Below are 13,388 nucleotides of genomic sequence, written 5' to 3'. Positions count from 1 at the left end.
TACCGTTGTTTGCCATGACCAAGCTTTCCGTCAATCTCAACGCCGTCGCCCAATTGCGCAACCGCCGGGACCTGCCCTGGCCCAGCGTGACGGGCATTGCCCGGATCGTGCTCGACGCCGGGGCGGTGGGGGTTACCGTGCATCCGCGCCCTGATGAGCGCCATATCCGCCGCACCGACGTGTTCGATCTGGTCAATTTGCTGCGGACGGAATATCCGCAGGCGGAACTCAATATCGAGGGCTACCCGAGCGAAGCGTTCCTCGATCTGGTCGCGGCGGCCAATCCCCATCAGGTGACGCTGGTGCCGGACGCGCCGGAACAGGCGACATCCGACCACGGCTGGGATTTCATCGCGCATCAGGAGTTGCTGACCAAGGCAGTTGCCGATCTGGCGGCGCCGCAGCGGCGGATTTCGCTGTTTTGCGATCCCGATGCGGACAGCGCGATGATCCAGGCGGCCCGCCAGACGGGCGCGGACCGGATCGAGCTTTATACCGGGCCCTATGGCGCGTGTTACGACAACAGCGCGGCGGCGATCGAGGCCATCGCCGATCTGGCGGAGACGGCCCATCGTGCGCACGCGGCCGGTTTGGGCATCAACGCAGGGCACGACCTGACGCTTGCCAACCTGCCGGCGTTCACAACCGCTGTTCCGTTCGTGGAAGAAGTCTCCATCGGCCATGGACTAACCGCGGACGCGCTGATCTACGGCTTTGCGGAAACGGTGCGGAAATATCGGGCGGCTCTGGGAAGCGCAAGCTGAGGCGGGCAGTCCGAAGGGCGGTCACTCTTGCGTTTCCATCGCCTGTATTCTTCGTTCACCGATAGCGAACAGTGGGGTTTTGACGGGCCTCGTGCGCTGGGAGTCTTAAATAACTCTTTGTTATCAGCAGTTTGCGTGAATAGTGGTTTTTGACGAGACCAAGGCAGGCGGGAGCGGAGACGGAACTTACATTGGTGTGCCTACTTGCTTTGGGCAGTTAAAGGCACATATTCACCCCTACTTACTTATCGTAACCAAAGGGGTGCTCCCATGTCCAAACCTAAAATCGCCATCATTATTTCGTCGACCCGTGAGGGCCGTTTTGCCGACAAGCCCGCACAATGGCTGCTGGAAAAGGCCAGGGCGCGCTCCGAGTTCGACGTCGAAATCGTCGACCTGCGCGATTTCGATCTGCCGTTCTTCGATGAGGTCGCATCGAACGCATGGGTGCCGACCCAGGACCCCAAGGCTGTCGCCTGGCAGAACAAGATTGGCGAGTTTGACGGCTATATCTTCCTTGTGGCCGAGTATAACCGCTCGATCACCGGTGTGCTCAAGAATGCCCTCGACCAGGCCTATGTCGAGTGGGTCCGCAAGCCGGCAGCTTACGTCGGCTACGGCTCGGTGGGTGCTGCCCGTGCTATCGAGCAGCTCCGCCTGATCAGCGTCGAATTGCAGATGGTCCCGGTTCGTCAGGGCGTCCATATCGGCGGGTCGGACTTCTTTACCGTCTGGAGTGGTGGCAAGAACGAGCCGATGGAAACCATCGAGCCGGCGGTTGGGCCCAGCCTCAACGATCTGTTCGAGAATCTTGCCTGGTGGGCGAACACCACCAAGGCTGCCCGCGCAGAAGACACCAAGCAGGCTGCCGAATAAGACCGCAACTGTCGCGTATTCAGATACGAAAGGCCGTCCTTCGGGGCGGCCTTTTTGATTCAGCGCGGCATATCGGGGCAGACAAACGGGACTGGTGCCGACTGGAAGTGCTGCTCGACGGTGCCATCGACAAGGTGCAGCGCCAAAATCAGCTCGGCTTCATCCACCTCGATGATTTCGGCCTCGATGGTCTGGGTGTCTTCCTGCCAGGAGAGGGCGGTGTCCGAGAGCATCTGCCAGCTCGATAGCCGATAGCCCTCCCAGCAGGAGGTCTGGATCATTGTTCCTTCCGACAGAAACAACATCATCGAACCCGGAAGACCCGATTCGGCCTGAGACTGGATCCAGAACTTTTCCGTGAACGAACTGCCCACGACCGGCGCAAACGTCAGGCCCTCGCCATCCTGGGCCACGGTGGGTGTGGCGATCAGTGCCAGGACGGTCAGAGCGAGGGCCGGAATGGGGAAGCGGTGCATGGAGATGTTCCTCGTCTCTTGCGTCATGGTGGGGGTAGGCAGGATTGGAGTCTAGCGGACGCGGAGCCAAAATGTCTCTTGAAAACAACCGAACCGTACCGTACGGTACGCCTCGTCCGCTCAGGTCATCTGACCCTTGGATCATGGCCTTCAACCGCCCGACCATAATCAATAAAGCCACACGAGTCACCCTTGGCCCCGCCCAACCTGTTCATCGACGATGAAGCCCTTACCGACCGCCAGAAGGACGTTCTGAATGCGGCGCTGGGGCTGCTTGTGGACGGTGGCGACGGGCTGACGATGACCGGAGTGGCGCGCCGGGCGAGCTGCTCGAAGGAAACCCTCTACAAGTGGTTCGGCGACCGGGACGGGTTGCTCACGGCGACTGTGCAGTGGCAGGCGGCCAAGGTTCGCATGGTGCCGGTGGACCGCCAGACCCTCGACCGCAGGACGCTGGCCATCGCGCTGGAGAAATTCGGACGCGACTGGCTGACGGTGCTGACCGGGGATATTTCGGTGGCGCTCAACCGGCTGGCCGTGAGCCATGCGGGCCAGGAAAAGCGTAACCTGGGCGCAATCGTGCTGGAGCATGGGCGCAACGCCATGGCCCGGCGCTGCAAGCCGGTGCTCGAAGCCGGGCGCGATGCCGGGCTTTTGACCCTCGACGACCCCGAAAAGGCTTTTCGTACGTTTTTCGGCCTTGTCGTGCGCGACACACAAATCCGCATGCTGCTGGGAGAGCACGAGCGCCCCAGCATGGAACAAATTTCGCTCGAAGCCCGCCAGGCACGCGAGCATTTCTTCGCGCTTTACGGCGCATAACCACAGCAACAAACAGCGTCTTAGGGAGATACCAATGCGCGTTTATTACGATCGGGATGCCGATCTCAATCTGCTCAAGTCCCGCAAGGTCGCCATCATCGGATACGGCAGCCAGGGCCGCGCGCACGCGCTGAACCTGCGCGATTCGGGCATCACCGACATCGCCATTGGCCTGCGTCCGGGTTCGGCAACCGCCAAGAAGGTGGAAGCGGACGGGCTCAAGGTAATGAGCGTTGCCGAAGCCGCCGGCTGGGCCGATTTGATGATGATGGCCACCCCCGACGAATTGCAGGCCGACATCTATCGCGACGATATCGCCCCCAATATCCGCGACGGTGCAGCGCTGGCGTTCGCGCACGGCCTGAACGTGCATTTCGGGCTGATCGAGCCCAAGGACACTGTCGACGTGCTGATGGTTGCACCCAAGGGCCCCGGCCACACTGTGCGCGGTGAATACGAGAAGGGCGGCGGCGTGCCGTGCCTGATCGCCATCCATCACGACGCCTCGGGCAATGCCCACGACATCGGACTGGCCTATGCTTCCGGCGTTGGCGGCGGACGCTCGGGCATCATTGAGACCACCTTCAAGGAAGAGTGCGAGACCGACCTGTTCGGTGAGCAGGCCGTCTTGTGCGGTGGTGTGGTCGAATTGATCCGCGCCGGGTTCGAAACGCTGGTGGAAGCCGGCTATGCGCCTGAAATGGCGTATTTCGAGTGCCTGCACGAAGTGAAGCTGATCGTCGATCTGATCTATGAGGGCGGTATCGCCAACATGAACTATTCGATCTCCAACACCGCAGAGTGGGGCGAATACGTGTCGGGTCCGCGGATCATCACCAGCGAAACCAAGGCCGAGATGAAGCGCGTTCTGGACGACATCCAGTCGGGCAAGTTCACCTCCGAGTGGATGCAGGAATACCGCGCCGGCGCCGCCCGCTTCAAGGCGATCCGTCGCAACAATGACGCGCACCAGATCGAAGAAGTCGGCGCCAAGCTGCGTGACATGATGCCGTGGATCAAGTCCGGCGCCCTTGTGGACAAGGCGCGCAACTAGCAGCGCAGCCTTAAGGTGAGCCTGCCCTTTGGGCGGGAATCTGGGTGTATGAAGGGCCGGTCTGTGGACCGGCCCTTTGCCATTTCGGGTTACCGCCCCGGGCGGCGGTAGAGGAGGGCGCTGACGCCAGAGGAAAAGATGCGGTGATCAAATAGCTTCAGTTCGAGCGGCTTGTCGAAGGAAGGGAACATCGGCTTTCCACCGCCGATCAGGACCGGATAGACGATGACCCAATACTCGTCGACGAGATCGCGGGCAATGAACTGGGCGGCGAGATTTGCGCCCCCGACGCTGATGTCCTTGCCAGGCGCGGCCCGGAGCAGCGCCAGTTCGGTGGCAATGTCCCCGGTCGCCAGCCGGGCGCGGGCGCCGACGGTTGCAAGGCTGCGGGAAAACACCAGCTTGTCGAGGTCGTTCCAGATGCGGGCGTATTCGACTATTTCGGGCGGGGCTTCGGGGTCGTCGCCCGCGGTGGGCCAGAAATCGTTCATCATCTCATAAAGGCGGCGACCATAGATGTGGGTATCGATCCGGGTTTCGAGCCCATTGATATAGGTGTGCACCTCCCTGTCGGGGTGGGTGAAGGCGATGCTGCCCGAGGCGTCCTCGATATAGCCGTCCAGCGACATTTGCAGCGAATAGATGAGCTTGCGGGTCATGGCTGCCGTCCGATGCTCCTGCACCCGTTTCGGGACGGGAATGATGCGCTCATTTTCACGGATGTCGAGCGGGACGTCCCAATTTCCGATCGTGCTTTATCAAAAGCAGGGCCGATGCTAGGAGATTGGCCACGGACGGGGCTGTCCGCCTATCGGGGTGATAATTGTATGAAGCTTCCCTATTACCTGCTTGACGTGTTCACCCGCGAGCGGTTGGCGGGCAATCCGTTGGCCGTGGTGCTCAAAGCCGATGGGCTGTCGGACGAGCGCATGCAGGCGATTGCGGGGGAGTTCAATCTCTCGGAAACGGTTTTCGTCCACGCGCCGCGCAATGAGCGCCATGCAGCGGCGCTGCGCATCTTTACCACCGAGCGCGAACTGGCCTTTGCCGGGCATCCGACCATTGGCTCAACGGTGCTGTTGGGGCTGTTACACCGGCTGAGCGCGGTGCGGCTGGAACTGGGGGTAGGGCTGGTTACTGCCGTGATGGAGCGGATTGACCGGCGGACCGGTGAGGCCAAATTTGCGCTGCCCAGACTGCCCGAGAGACTTGCCGAAATGCCCGATATTGCGGCCATCGCCGCCCGGCTGGGCCTAGTGGAAAGCGACATCGGCTGCAACGGCATGATGCCGGCGCGGTATTCGGCCGGCTCGCCATTTTATCTGATTCCAGTTCGCGATACGGGCGCGCTCGAAGCCATCGCATTGGAGCGGCGCGGGTGGAGTGAAGTTTTTCCCGGCGATCACAATGCGATCTATGTGTTTACCGCGACGCCTGATGAGCGCGGCACGGATTATGCGGCCCGCATGTTCGGGGTCGGCACAGATCAGGGCGAAGACCCGGCGACGGGATCGGCGGCGGCTGCCCTGGTGGGTCTGCTGGTCGATGAAGGGGGATATGGCGAGGGCCAACACGTGATCGGTTTGCGGCAGGGCCACGAAATGGGGCGTCCGAGCCGGATAGACGTGCAGTTCACCATCGCCGAGGGCGCACTCAAACATGCGGGCATCGGCGGGTCGGCGGTCATTCTGGCTGAAGGCGTGCTCGATCTCGACGAATAGGGGATCGGTCGCGGGCGAGGCTGTGCGTGGGGGAATCTCGTAGGCCCTTCCAAGGGAGAGGGAATTGGTGGCCAAGGGGTTGCACTGGCGCCGCAATTGGCCCATTGTTGGCAGGTTGAAGTATCAAGAAGGTTCAAGGCCATACCGATGCGTCGCAGGACAAACCGCGCCGTCGCCATAGCCGCAAGCAAGCGGAAGGCTTTGCAGGCCCGTATCCTTGTCGGATCGGCGCTGCTGCTTTCGGCTGCCCTTCTTCTCCTCCTTATCGGCCCCTGATAACCGGCAGTCCGCACTAGAGACGGACGGGTGGTCAGGGGTTTGCCAATACGCCGAACAAGACAAGTGTCCGGCATGTCCTGCTTTGAAAGCTGATAGCCAGCGCAGGCGGCCGATCGAGGAAGATCACAATGACTGCCCAAACCAATACCGACCGCGTTTATATCTTTGACACCACCCTGCGCGACGGGGAGCAGAGCCCCGGCGCGACCATGACGCTGGAAGAAAAGCTCCAGGTGGCCGAAATTCTCGACACGATGGGTGTCGATATCATCGAGGCGGGCTTTCCGATCGCTTCGAACGGAGACTTCGAGGCGGTATCGACCATCGCCAAGCGCTCCAAGAATGCGGTGATCGCCGGGTTGGCCCGTGCCATTCCCGCCGATATCGACCGGGCGGGCGAGGCTGTGCGTTTCGCCCGGCGTGGACGTATCCATACATTTGTTTCCACCTCGCCGATCCATCTGGCGCACCAGATGAAGAAGACGGAAGAGGAAGTGCTGGAGATCGTTGCCGCTACGGTCGCACAGGCGCGCAACCTCATCGATGATGTGGAATGGTCCGGCATGGACGCCACACGCACGCCGATCGAATTTCTGGCGCGCTGTACTGAAGCCGCCATCAAGGCGGGGGCGACGACGATCAATATTCCCGACACCGTGGGATATGCGACGCCGGAAGACTATTATCAGCTGTTCAAGGATTTGATCGAAATGGTCCCCAATTCGGACCAGGCGATCTTTTCTACCCACTGCCACAACGATCTGGGCATGGCGGTGGCCAATTCGCTGGCGGGGGTACGGGCCGGGGCGCGGCAGATCGAATGCACCATCAATGGCCTTGGCGAGCGGGCCGGGAACGCGGCGCTGGAAGAAATCGTGATGGCGCTTAAGACCCGCTCCGACGCCTTGCCCTACCACACCAACGTGGAATCAACGCATTTGTCGCGGGCGTCCAAGGTGGTGTCTGCGGCAGCCAATTTCCCGGTGCAGTACAATAAGGCCATCGTGGGCAAGAATGCGTTCGCCCACGAAAGCGGTATCCATCAGGACGGGATGCTGAAAAACGCATCCACCTATGAAATCATGACGCCGGAAAGCGTTGGCATCAAATCGACCTCGCTGGTCATGGGCAAGCATTCCGGGCGGCACGCCTTCAAGGAAAAGCTCAAGGATCTGGGCTATGAGCTGGGCGATAACCAGTTCCAGGAAGCGTTCCAGCGCTTCAAGGATCTGGCGGACCGCAAGAAGCACGTCTATGACGATGATCTGATCGCGCTGGTCGATGACGAAATGGGCTCGGCGGGCGATCGCATCAAGCTGGTCGATATGAGCGTTTCGACCCGTACGGACGGGATTCATCGGTGCGAGCTGAAAGTCTCGGTGGACGGGGAAACGACGGACGTTGCCTATAACGGCACCGGGTCGGTCGATGCGATCTTCAATGCGATCAAGACAGCGGTGAATGCCGATCCGCACCTTGTGTTGTATGCCGTGGACGGGGTGACCGGCGGCACCGACGCACAGGCCAACGCCCATGTACGGCTGGAAATGAATGGCCGCATCGCCTCGGGCAATGCGACGGAGCCCGACACGCTGGTGGCTTCGGCCCGCGCCTATCTCAACGCCTATAATCGCCTGTTGATGGAGCGCGGCGCGCCGGCGCAGGGCGCGCTGGCTGCCGGGTAGTCTCCCCTATCCATGAAGAAAAGTGTGGCCCGCCGGCATTGGTCGGCGGGTCTTTTCGTTGCGTGTTCACGGTGCCTTGACTTGCGGGACCCTGTTGGCGCGCGACATACTCGCTGTGACAAAAGAGGAGCAGACCGATGCGCCTTGTCCCAGCCATTGGCGCGACCCTAATCTTGACCCTGGGCGGCGCGACGGCAGTCCAAGCGGAAACCGCCCTGTTTGCGGGTGGATGCTTTTGGAGCGTGGAGTCCAATTTCGACAAGGTCGAGGGCGTCACCGCGACGACCTCCGGGTTCGCGGGCGGCCATGTCGCCAACCCCAGCTATGAGCAGGTCGTGTTTTCCGATACCGGTCATTACGAGGTGGTCGAGATCGAATTCGATCCGGACATTGTCAGCTTTGAGCAATTGCTGACGGTCTTCTGGCACACCACCGACCCGACCGATGCCGGAGGGCAGTTCTGCGATCGTGGACTGGGCTACCGCACGGCGATTTTTGCCCTGAGCGACGAGCAGCGTGACGCCGCCATTGCCAGCAGAGAAGCGCTGATTGCGGAGACGGGGCTGGCGGTGGTGACGGAGATCAGGGATGCAGCCCCGTTTTATGCCGCGGAAGCCTACCATCAGGATTTCCATATCAAAAATCCGGAACGCTATGAGGCCTACCGGATCGGCTGCCGCCGCGACCTGCGGATTGCCGAGCTTTGGGGCGACACGGCGTTCCTTGGAACCAGCGACAACCCGTTTCGCTGACATCACAGAAAATGCGCGCTTTTGGCTGGACACGGCGCAAGGTGTTTGCTAGAGAGGCGCCACTTCGGGACGCAAGAATACAGCGCTCACCGATGGTTCGGGTGTATAGCTCAGATGGTAGAGCAGCTGACTCTTAATCAGCGGGTCCAAGGTTCGATCCCTTGTACACCCACCAAAAACCAAGGACTTACGGGAAATCGTCCAAAGTCCGTTTTACAAAAATTAGACCGTTTTACAATTGCTGTCTCTTTTTGTTCCCAGCATCTAGTTTTATGATCGCAGCATCGCCAGCCAGATAGTGCTTGCGGATGATTCCCTCGGCGTCCTTTTCCGAGTGTCCGGTGATCTCGGAAATTTCTTTGATCGAGGCTCCGTTCCGATACGCCAGCGACACAAATGTGCCGCGCAGGTCGTGGAAGGTGAGGCCCTCGATCTTTGCCCGGGTGCACGCTTTTCCCCACGAAGCCCTGAACCCATCCCCTGTCCATGATCGACTTCCGCGTTCTGTCGAGAGGATCGTCACGGCAACACGCTTGGTAGCATCAAGAGCAGCTTTCAGCTGTGCGGCGACCCGGATGCGAACCTGCTTGCCAGTCTTCCCTTGCCGGAGAGTGATGTGCGTCCCGTCATAAGCTGACCATGGCAAGGTCAGCAGGTCACCTTGCCGCTGCCCTGTCCAGCGCGCCAACTCAATCGCGAGCTGCAGGGCAGGGCTGGCGTTCGCCTTAAAGGCCTCGACATCCGCGTCTGTCCAGAGCTTGTCACGCCTTGTGCCGGCTGAAATCTTGTCCACGCGCTCCAAGGGATTGCGATCGATCATTTCCCGGTCGAACGCGAACGACAGAATGCGCGCAAGAACCGCTAGCAAGAGGTCGGCTTTGCGGGGTGTTTCCGCCAATCCATCACGCCATTCCAGAAAGGTAGATCGCGCCCCTCTTTGGCCGATGGCCCTTATCGGAAGATCGCAAAACTCGGCTTCAATCTCACCTATAGCCCAGTCGTAGCCTCGCAGGGTGCTGGGCTTGAGTTTGAGGTAGGCTTGGCTTTGTCGATAGGCATAAACGAGCTCGGGGAAAAACCCCTCTCGCTTGGCGTCCTCTCGATCACGCGTCAGTCGGGTGTATTCGACTAGGTATTCGTGGGTGTCCGGCGCAGCTTCAATGCGAGGCCCACCGCGCCAAGCATAATGGTATTCGACGACCTGGCCGCTCGCCAGTCTTCGCCTAACGCGGTGAACGCCCACGATCTTGTGCTTTCTGGTTCCTTGCATCTCGCTTGGCCCTCCATCGGTCAAGCTCAGATACCGTTTTGCCGCTTTCGAGTTCGTCAACCGGAACAAACCGGACTTCTCGGCCTATCACCACAATCCCCATAGTTATCCCTGCCTGTTTTGCAGCGGTGAGGATGCGCTTGACGTCCGATTGAGGAATGATTGCGCGTCTAGCTGTCCCGCTCATGTCGCCCCCAGCAGTGGCAATGCGGCCAGCACGAGGCTCAGTGCTACGCCAAGGCACCCGGCGAACTGGATACAGAGGGTCATGCCTGCCCGCCCGCCTCATACAGCCGCTGGGCCATGTCGAGCAGGCCGTCCGGCGTGATCCCGCTGGCCCGGTTGATCTCGGCGCAGAAATCGACGGCAAGGGCCAACTGCTCAGGGATTGATCCATCGAAGGACGGCGAGTGATCGCCGACCTCCAGCACTTTGCGCAATTCGTCGGCGGCGACGATCGTCTCGCGAGAGATCAGCCCGCCGTTGCCGCCACGATAGACACCGGCGACCATGGCTCCGTTGTTGTCGAAGTCGACGGCATCAAGAAGGGCTTTTGCTCTGGTGGTGAGGGCTGTCATTCGTTCCTCCCATCGTGAGGCCGATGAAGGCCGATGAGTTTCTGGGCTTCGAGCAGCTTGCTCTGCGCCTCGGCCAGGGTGTCGGCAGCCTGCGAAATATCTTCTTCTGTTTCAGCACGCTCCAGCGCCAGCCAGATCGTGTTGACCATCGCAATGCCGCGATTAAGGGCATCGCCAGCCTGCGTCACTTTATGAGGGTCGTAGGTCATGCTGCACTCCCCGGGTTGCTGTGGCGATAAGGCAGGGGGCGCTCGACCGCTGCGATGCTCTCCACAGCGGCCTCTAGGTCGAACCTGCCGTTGGCCGTAAGCGCGAATTCGTAGAAGCTGGTGAAGACGATCACCTGAATGGCTAGGGCACGGGCGGTGGTTGGAGCGAAGCTGAGAACCTTGTCTTCTGCTGTCCGAATGGCGCTGTATTCTGCCTCTAGCTGGTCGTCAGCATCGCCTTGGGCTGCCGCCAGCGCCTCTTGAGCGTCGGACCACTCCTGGTACGCCAGCAATATTCCACGGTCTGGGTCCGGTTCATTGGGACGGGTCTCGATTTTTGAAACGGCAGTGTCCAGATGTTCGACGATCTGGCCGGCCACTTCGCAAAGGGCATTGCCGAACATTCGATCCTCGCCCAGGATGCCGTTGCCTACAAGGCGAACGGTGTGCGCAACGAAACGGGCGCGATCAATAGCATCGACTGCTTCGAGAAGGTTCTTGCTCATGCTGCGTTCCCTTCCGTGCTCGATGACAGTGATCTCTCGGCCTCAATCAAGCGAGAGCGAGCTTCATCTAATTCGGCCGACAAGGTTTCTGCCGAAGCAGATATTTCTGCTGACATCCAAGCGAGAATTTCGATTTCTTTCAGTGAGAAGCCGACAAGGGTGAGCCCGTGGCGTTCGCCCATTCTCCTATTGTCGGTGAGGACGATCTTATGGATCTCCTTTTCGAGCAAATAGCCTAGGTTTTTTGTTCGGGCCATATGGTCAACTATGCCGCCGGTCCTGTCGAACTGCTCGGTAGCGTTGCTGATCGACTCCTCAGCTGGAATTCGCTGAGCAAGTGGTATATTCTCTTGGGAAACCATAGTTACCTCCAACGGTCTTTGGTTGAAGGCTCAGGCAGGTGTGTGCGCACAGCCTGAGCCATTTTGTTTCAGGCAGGGCATCCGCAGAAACGAAAGACTTCGGTAACCATATCGGTTTTTTAACCGAAGTCAACCAATGTCGGTTAAAAAACCTAAAGATCATCTTTGTGGATTTTGACTCGACTCCCGTGACCGCTTGCGCTTTCATGAAGAACATACAGGGAACAATTAGGGGTGGAGTTATGGTGACGTACTTCGTGGTGCAAGCATTCCAGAAAGGGAAGAAAGGCGTGCTGATCGCGGATGAGCCGAGGCAGGCAAGAGACGAGGGGCACTGCAAAGATCTTGCTGAGCGGTTGTCGGAGGGCGCCTCGGCAGTGGTGGCTTTTTCGCGACGTGGAGACCCTGCATCAGGCGACTGGGAAGACGCAGTTATCCTGGCTCAGTTTGGGCAGTTACCAGATGAGCTTTTAGAAATGTCGAGGTAAGACGATGGGTGAGGACGTTTCGCAGTTCGTCGTCGTGGCCCCAAGCGCTATGGGGAAGGCGGTCGAGTATGCTGAGGCCAGAATACTGGACAGACTGGGCCGATCATTTCCGGAATTCGAGTTCCAGATCGAGGCGTTCGGGCCGTTTGTGGAGCCGGACGAATTCTCGGTCATACCGGTCATGAGCAGGCCGCAGCGAGAAGGGGATGACCCGGAGCGCATCTATATGTGCAAGCCACTGGAGCCCTGGGTCATCCCGGCCATCAAGGAAGTGCTCAAAGAGTTTGAGCTGGGAGTAGGGCTGAATTGATCCTTGCCTAGAGATGGCCCCATTTGCTGGCGATCAGGTGCCTGCCTCGGTTTTGGTTTAGCTCCTTACCGAGGTGGCCGGCCTGCCGAGAAAGCCCCCATATACCGGCAGGTCGGTTCGCTCTCGGGGCGGAACCGTCCTGGTTAAAAAAGAAATAGATTTTCACGTCGAGATATGGAATCCGCAGCGATTCTAGCCCATATTATCGTTAGGCCTTCGCAGCCCGAATACGCTGGCTAGACCAGCCGTGCTCTAGAGCTAGGGCTGCGAGGGACCTGACCTCCCTTTAAAATGCCAGATCGTCAAAAACCGCGCATTTCGTGGTGTTTCGCGGCCCCAGGTGTGCCGGCCGGATGCGCGCATCACATAGTCAGCCAGCGCGCCTTTAGGCGAGGTGTGGGAAACTTGGTTTTGTTTCGCAGCAATGGCACCCATCAGAACATCGGCCATCTGGACCGCGCCGACGTGAGTGGAGTTGACGGGCTCGATGCTGCGGACGCAATTGGGCACGGTTCGATACTTTTTGTAAGCATCCGCACAAAGCTCGTTTCTCATGGCGCAAATGTCGACGGAGTCGTTTCCTGCGTCTAGGCGAATATGGATGTTGCGCCGCCCGCCATAAAATTGGCAAAGCCGATGAAGACATAGCTGATAATACATGCGGTTTACGCTTGTATCTCGGTTCTCGTTCTTCTTGGCTTTGTGGTTGTAGCCACCAAATGGCGATATGATGATGTGCAAGGCCGCTTGGCGTTTGTTGACCAGATCAAATGCGTAGTCCACCAGAGCTTCGTAGGCCGCTCGCTTTGCGCCACCACGGTAAGTCGCCCAATGGAATTCGGACCGTATGCCGCCATCGTCACGTAATTTGGCGATATGATCCTCGATCTCCGCGATCCGATTTCCCGCGATAGCAAAACCCCCTGCCACCATGAAATCCTTGTCACGGCTACTGGCGTCCCCGAAGAAAGTTAAGTGCGGCAGGTCAGGGGACGTCACAAATCCCCCTCCGTAAACCGCTTCCCCTTGAGCGACTTGGGCAGTTCAATTTCAAGCGCCTGGTGCGCCTCCGCCGCGACATTCAACCAAGCCCCCAGCTTCATCGGTATCGGCTCAAGCCCAATCGCATACGCTTCGGTCAAGCTCTCGTCGCAGCCCAGCGCTTCGGCCAGTGTCTCATTGGTCCAGCGTAGGATTTCGAGGCATTGGACATAGCGGTCAGGGGTCATCGCCGCC

18 protein-coding genes and 1 tRNA gene are annotated in these 13,388 nt (G+C 59.5%); 10 read left to right on the top strand and 9 right to left on the bottom strand.

The genetic code is table 11. The annotated features are described in order from the left end of the window. The first annotated feature begins 14 nt into the window (after positions 1–14). Positions 15–764 carry a pyridoxine 5'-phosphate synthase gene (locus VNS12_RS10805; RefSeq protein ID WP_325487844.1) on the top strand — a complete coding sequence of 250 codons (750 nt, stop codon included), beginning with the start codon at positions 15–17 and terminating at the stop codon, positions 762–764. 270 nt (positions 765–1,034) lie between these two features. Then, positions 1,035–1,640, top strand: coding sequence for an NADPH-dependent FMN reductase (locus VNS12_RS10800; protein ID WP_325487843.1), 606 nt, complete (start codon positions 1,035–1,037; stop codon positions 1,638–1,640). 59 nt (positions 1,641–1,699) lie between these two features. Here the strand turns inward: VNS12_RS10800 and VNS12_RS10795 are convergent, their stop codons facing one another. Then, positions 1,700–2,116: a hypothetical protein gene (locus tag VNS12_RS10795; protein WP_325487842.1), complete on the bottom strand. Its 417-nt coding sequence runs from the start codon at positions 2,114–2,116 to the stop codon at positions 1,700–1,702. Between the two features lie 192 nt (positions 2,117–2,308). Between VNS12_RS10795 and VNS12_RS10790 the strand changes: the two genes are divergently transcribed. Beyond that, entirely contained in the window at positions 2,309–2,938 is a 630-nt protein-coding gene (locus VNS12_RS10790) for a TetR/AcrR family transcriptional regulator C-terminal domain-containing protein (RefSeq protein ID WP_325487841.1), read from the top strand. Between the two features lie 34 nt (positions 2,939–2,972). Further along, positions 2,973–3,992 carry a ketol-acid reductoisomerase gene (gene ilvC / locus VNS12_RS10785; protein WP_325487840.1) on the top strand — a complete coding sequence of 340 codons (1,020 nt, stop codon included), beginning with the start codon at positions 2,973–2,975 and terminating at the stop codon, positions 3,990–3,992. An 89-nt stretch (positions 3,993–4,081) separates the two neighbouring features. Here the strand turns inward: ilvC and VNS12_RS10780 are convergent, their stop codons facing one another. Then, the gene (locus VNS12_RS10780) at positions 4,082–4,651 is read right to left on the bottom strand and encodes a dihydrofolate reductase family protein (RefSeq protein ID WP_325487839.1); all 570 of its coding nucleotides are present in this window, start codon (positions 4,649–4,651) and stop codon (positions 4,082–4,084) included. A 168-nt stretch (positions 4,652–4,819) separates the two neighbouring features. On the opposite strand from VNS12_RS10780, the gene VNS12_RS10775 reads away from it, so the two are divergent. The 4 genes from VNS12_RS10775 to VNS12_RS10760 all read left to right on the top strand — a co-directional run bounded on the left by VNS12_RS10775 (position 4,820) and on the right by VNS12_RS10760 (position 8,604). Further along, positions 4,820–5,713 (top strand): PhzF family phenazine biosynthesis protein, encoded by an 894-nt coding sequence (locus tag VNS12_RS10775; RefSeq protein WP_325487838.1) that lies wholly within the window; start codon positions 4,820–4,822, stop codon positions 5,711–5,713. A gap of 407 nt (positions 5,714–6,120) precedes the next feature. Next, positions 6,121–7,677: a 2-isopropylmalate synthase gene (locus tag VNS12_RS10770; protein WP_325487837.1), complete on the top strand. Its 1,557-nt coding sequence runs from the start codon at positions 6,121–6,123 to the stop codon at positions 7,675–7,677. Positions 7,678–7,814: 137 nt separating this feature from the next. Beyond that, on the top strand, positions 7,815–8,429 hold the full coding sequence (msrA, locus tag VNS12_RS10765) for a peptide-methionine (S)-S-oxide reductase MsrA (RefSeq protein WP_325487836.1): 615 nt from the start codon (positions 7,815–7,817) through the stop codon (positions 8,427–8,429). Between the two features lie 99 nt (positions 8,430–8,528). Further along, positions 8,529–8,604: transfer RNA gene (locus VNS12_RS10760), tRNA-Lys, on the top strand. A gap of 57 nt (positions 8,605–8,661) precedes the next feature. Here VNS12_RS10760 and VNS12_RS10755 read toward each other — a convergent pair. The 5 genes from VNS12_RS10755 to VNS12_RS10735 all read right to left on the bottom strand — a co-directional run bounded on the left by VNS12_RS10755 (position 8,662) and on the right by VNS12_RS10735 (position 11,354). Beyond that, on the bottom strand, positions 8,662–9,699 hold the full coding sequence (locus VNS12_RS10755; RefSeq protein WP_325487835.1) for a tyrosine-type recombinase/integrase: 1,038 nt from the start codon (positions 9,697–9,699) through the stop codon (positions 8,662–8,664). Positions 9,700–9,965: 266 nt separating this feature from the next. Beyond that, positions 9,966–10,277 (bottom strand): hypothetical protein, encoded by a 312-nt coding sequence (locus VNS12_RS10750; protein ID WP_325487834.1) that lies wholly within the window; start codon positions 10,275–10,277, stop codon positions 9,966–9,968. Beyond that, positions 10,274–10,486, bottom strand: a complete 213-nt coding sequence (locus VNS12_RS10745; protein WP_325487833.1) for a hypothetical protein — start codon at positions 10,484–10,486, stop codon at positions 10,274–10,276. Before VNS12_RS10745 ends, VNS12_RS10750 begins: the two co-directional genes overlap by 4 nt. Further along, positions 10,483–10,992 carry a hypothetical protein gene (locus VNS12_RS10740; RefSeq protein WP_325487832.1) on the bottom strand — a complete coding sequence of 170 codons (510 nt, stop codon included), beginning with the start codon at positions 10,990–10,992 and terminating at the stop codon, positions 10,483–10,485. The genes VNS12_RS10745 and VNS12_RS10740 overlap by 4 nt, the downstream gene beginning before the upstream one ends. Further along, entirely contained in the window at positions 10,989–11,354 is a 366-nt protein-coding gene (locus VNS12_RS10735) for a hypothetical protein (RefSeq protein WP_325487831.1), read from the bottom strand. Before VNS12_RS10735 ends, VNS12_RS10740 begins: the two co-directional genes overlap by 4 nt. 38 nt (positions 11,355–11,392) lie before the next feature. Between VNS12_RS10735 and VNS12_RS10730 the strand changes: the two genes are divergently transcribed. Then, a complete protein-coding gene (locus VNS12_RS10730; RefSeq protein WP_325487830.1) occupies positions 11,393–11,842 on the top strand; it encodes a hypothetical protein in 450 nt (149 codons plus the stop codon). 4 nt (positions 11,843–11,846) lie between these two features. After that, positions 11,847–12,152, top strand: coding sequence for a hypothetical protein (locus tag VNS12_RS10725; RefSeq protein ID WP_325487829.1), 306 nt, complete (start codon positions 11,847–11,849; stop codon positions 12,150–12,152). A gap of 258 nt (positions 12,153–12,410) precedes the next feature. Here the strand turns inward: VNS12_RS10725 and VNS12_RS10720 are convergent, their stop codons facing one another. Then, entirely contained in the window at positions 12,411–13,151 is a 741-nt protein-coding gene (locus tag VNS12_RS10720) for a DUF3800 domain-containing protein (protein ID WP_325487828.1), read from the bottom strand. Then, positions 13,148–13,381 carry a hypothetical protein gene (locus VNS12_RS10715; protein ID WP_325487827.1) on the bottom strand — a complete coding sequence of 78 codons (234 nt, stop codon included), beginning with the start codon at positions 13,379–13,381 and terminating at the stop codon, positions 13,148–13,150. The genes VNS12_RS10720 and VNS12_RS10715 overlap by 4 nt, the downstream gene beginning before the upstream one ends. Positions 13,382–13,388 lie beyond the last annotated feature (7 nt).

Origin of the sequence: Pelagibacterium sp. (genome assembly GCF_035555455.1) — a bacterium.
Classification (GTDB): domain Bacteria; phylum Pseudomonadota; class Alphaproteobacteria; order Rhizobiales; family Devosiaceae; genus Pelagibacterium.
This window is presented reverse-complemented; position numbering and strand designations above follow the sequence as displayed.

Excerpts from the sequence above, each read along its gene's own strand:
- VNS12_RS10805 (WP_325487844.1), top strand. The coding sequence starts at position 15 with ATGACCAAGCTTTCCGTCAATCTCAACGCCGTCGCCCAATTGCGCAAC.
- VNS12_RS10800 (WP_325487843.1), top strand. The coding sequence starts at position 1,035 with ATGTCCAAACCTAAAATCGCCATCATTATTTCGTCGACCCGTGAGGGC.
- VNS12_RS10795 (WP_325487842.1), bottom strand. The coding sequence starts at position 2,116 with ATGCACCGCTTCCCCATTCCGGCCCTCGCTCTGACCGTCCTGGCACTG.
- ilvC (WP_325487840.1), top strand. The coding sequence starts at position 2,973 with ATGCGCGTTTATTACGATCGGGATGCCGATCTCAATCTGCTCAAGTCC.
- VNS12_RS10780 (WP_325487839.1), bottom strand. The coding sequence starts at position 4,651 with ATGACCCGCAAGCTCATCTATTCGCTGCAAATGTCGCTGGACGGCTAT.
- VNS12_RS10775 (WP_325487838.1), top strand. The coding sequence starts at position 4,820 with ATGAAGCTTCCCTATTACCTGCTTGACGTGTTCACCCGCGAGCGGTTG.
- VNS12_RS10770 (WP_325487837.1), top strand. The coding sequence starts at position 6,121 with ATGACTGCCCAAACCAATACCGACCGCGTTTATATCTTTGACACCACC.
- msrA (WP_325487836.1), top strand. The coding sequence starts at position 7,815 with ATGCGCCTTGTCCCAGCCATTGGCGCGACCCTAATCTTGACCCTGGGC.
- VNS12_RS10755 (WP_325487835.1), bottom strand. The coding sequence starts at position 9,699 with ATGCAAGGAACCAGAAAGCACAAGATCGTGGGCGTTCACCGCGTTAGG.
- VNS12_RS10750 (WP_325487834.1), bottom strand. The coding sequence starts at position 10,277 with ATGACAGCCCTCACCACCAGAGCAAAAGCCCTTCTTGATGCCGTCGAC.
- VNS12_RS10745 (WP_325487833.1), bottom strand. The coding sequence starts at position 10,486 with ATGACCTACGACCCTCATAAAGTGACGCAGGCTGGCGATGCCCTTAAT.
- VNS12_RS10740 (WP_325487832.1), bottom strand. The coding sequence starts at position 10,992 with ATGAGCAAGAACCTTCTCGAAGCAGTCGATGCTATTGATCGCGCCCGT.
- VNS12_RS10735 (WP_325487831.1), bottom strand. The coding sequence starts at position 11,354 with ATGGTTTCCCAAGAGAATATACCACTTGCTCAGCGAATTCCAGCTGAG.
- VNS12_RS10725 (WP_325487829.1), top strand. The coding sequence starts at position 11,847 with ATGGGTGAGGACGTTTCGCAGTTCGTCGTCGTGGCCCCAAGCGCTATG.
- VNS12_RS10715 (WP_325487827.1), bottom strand. The coding sequence starts at position 13,381 with ATGACCCCTGACCGCTATGTCCAATGCCTCGAAATCCTACGCTGGACC.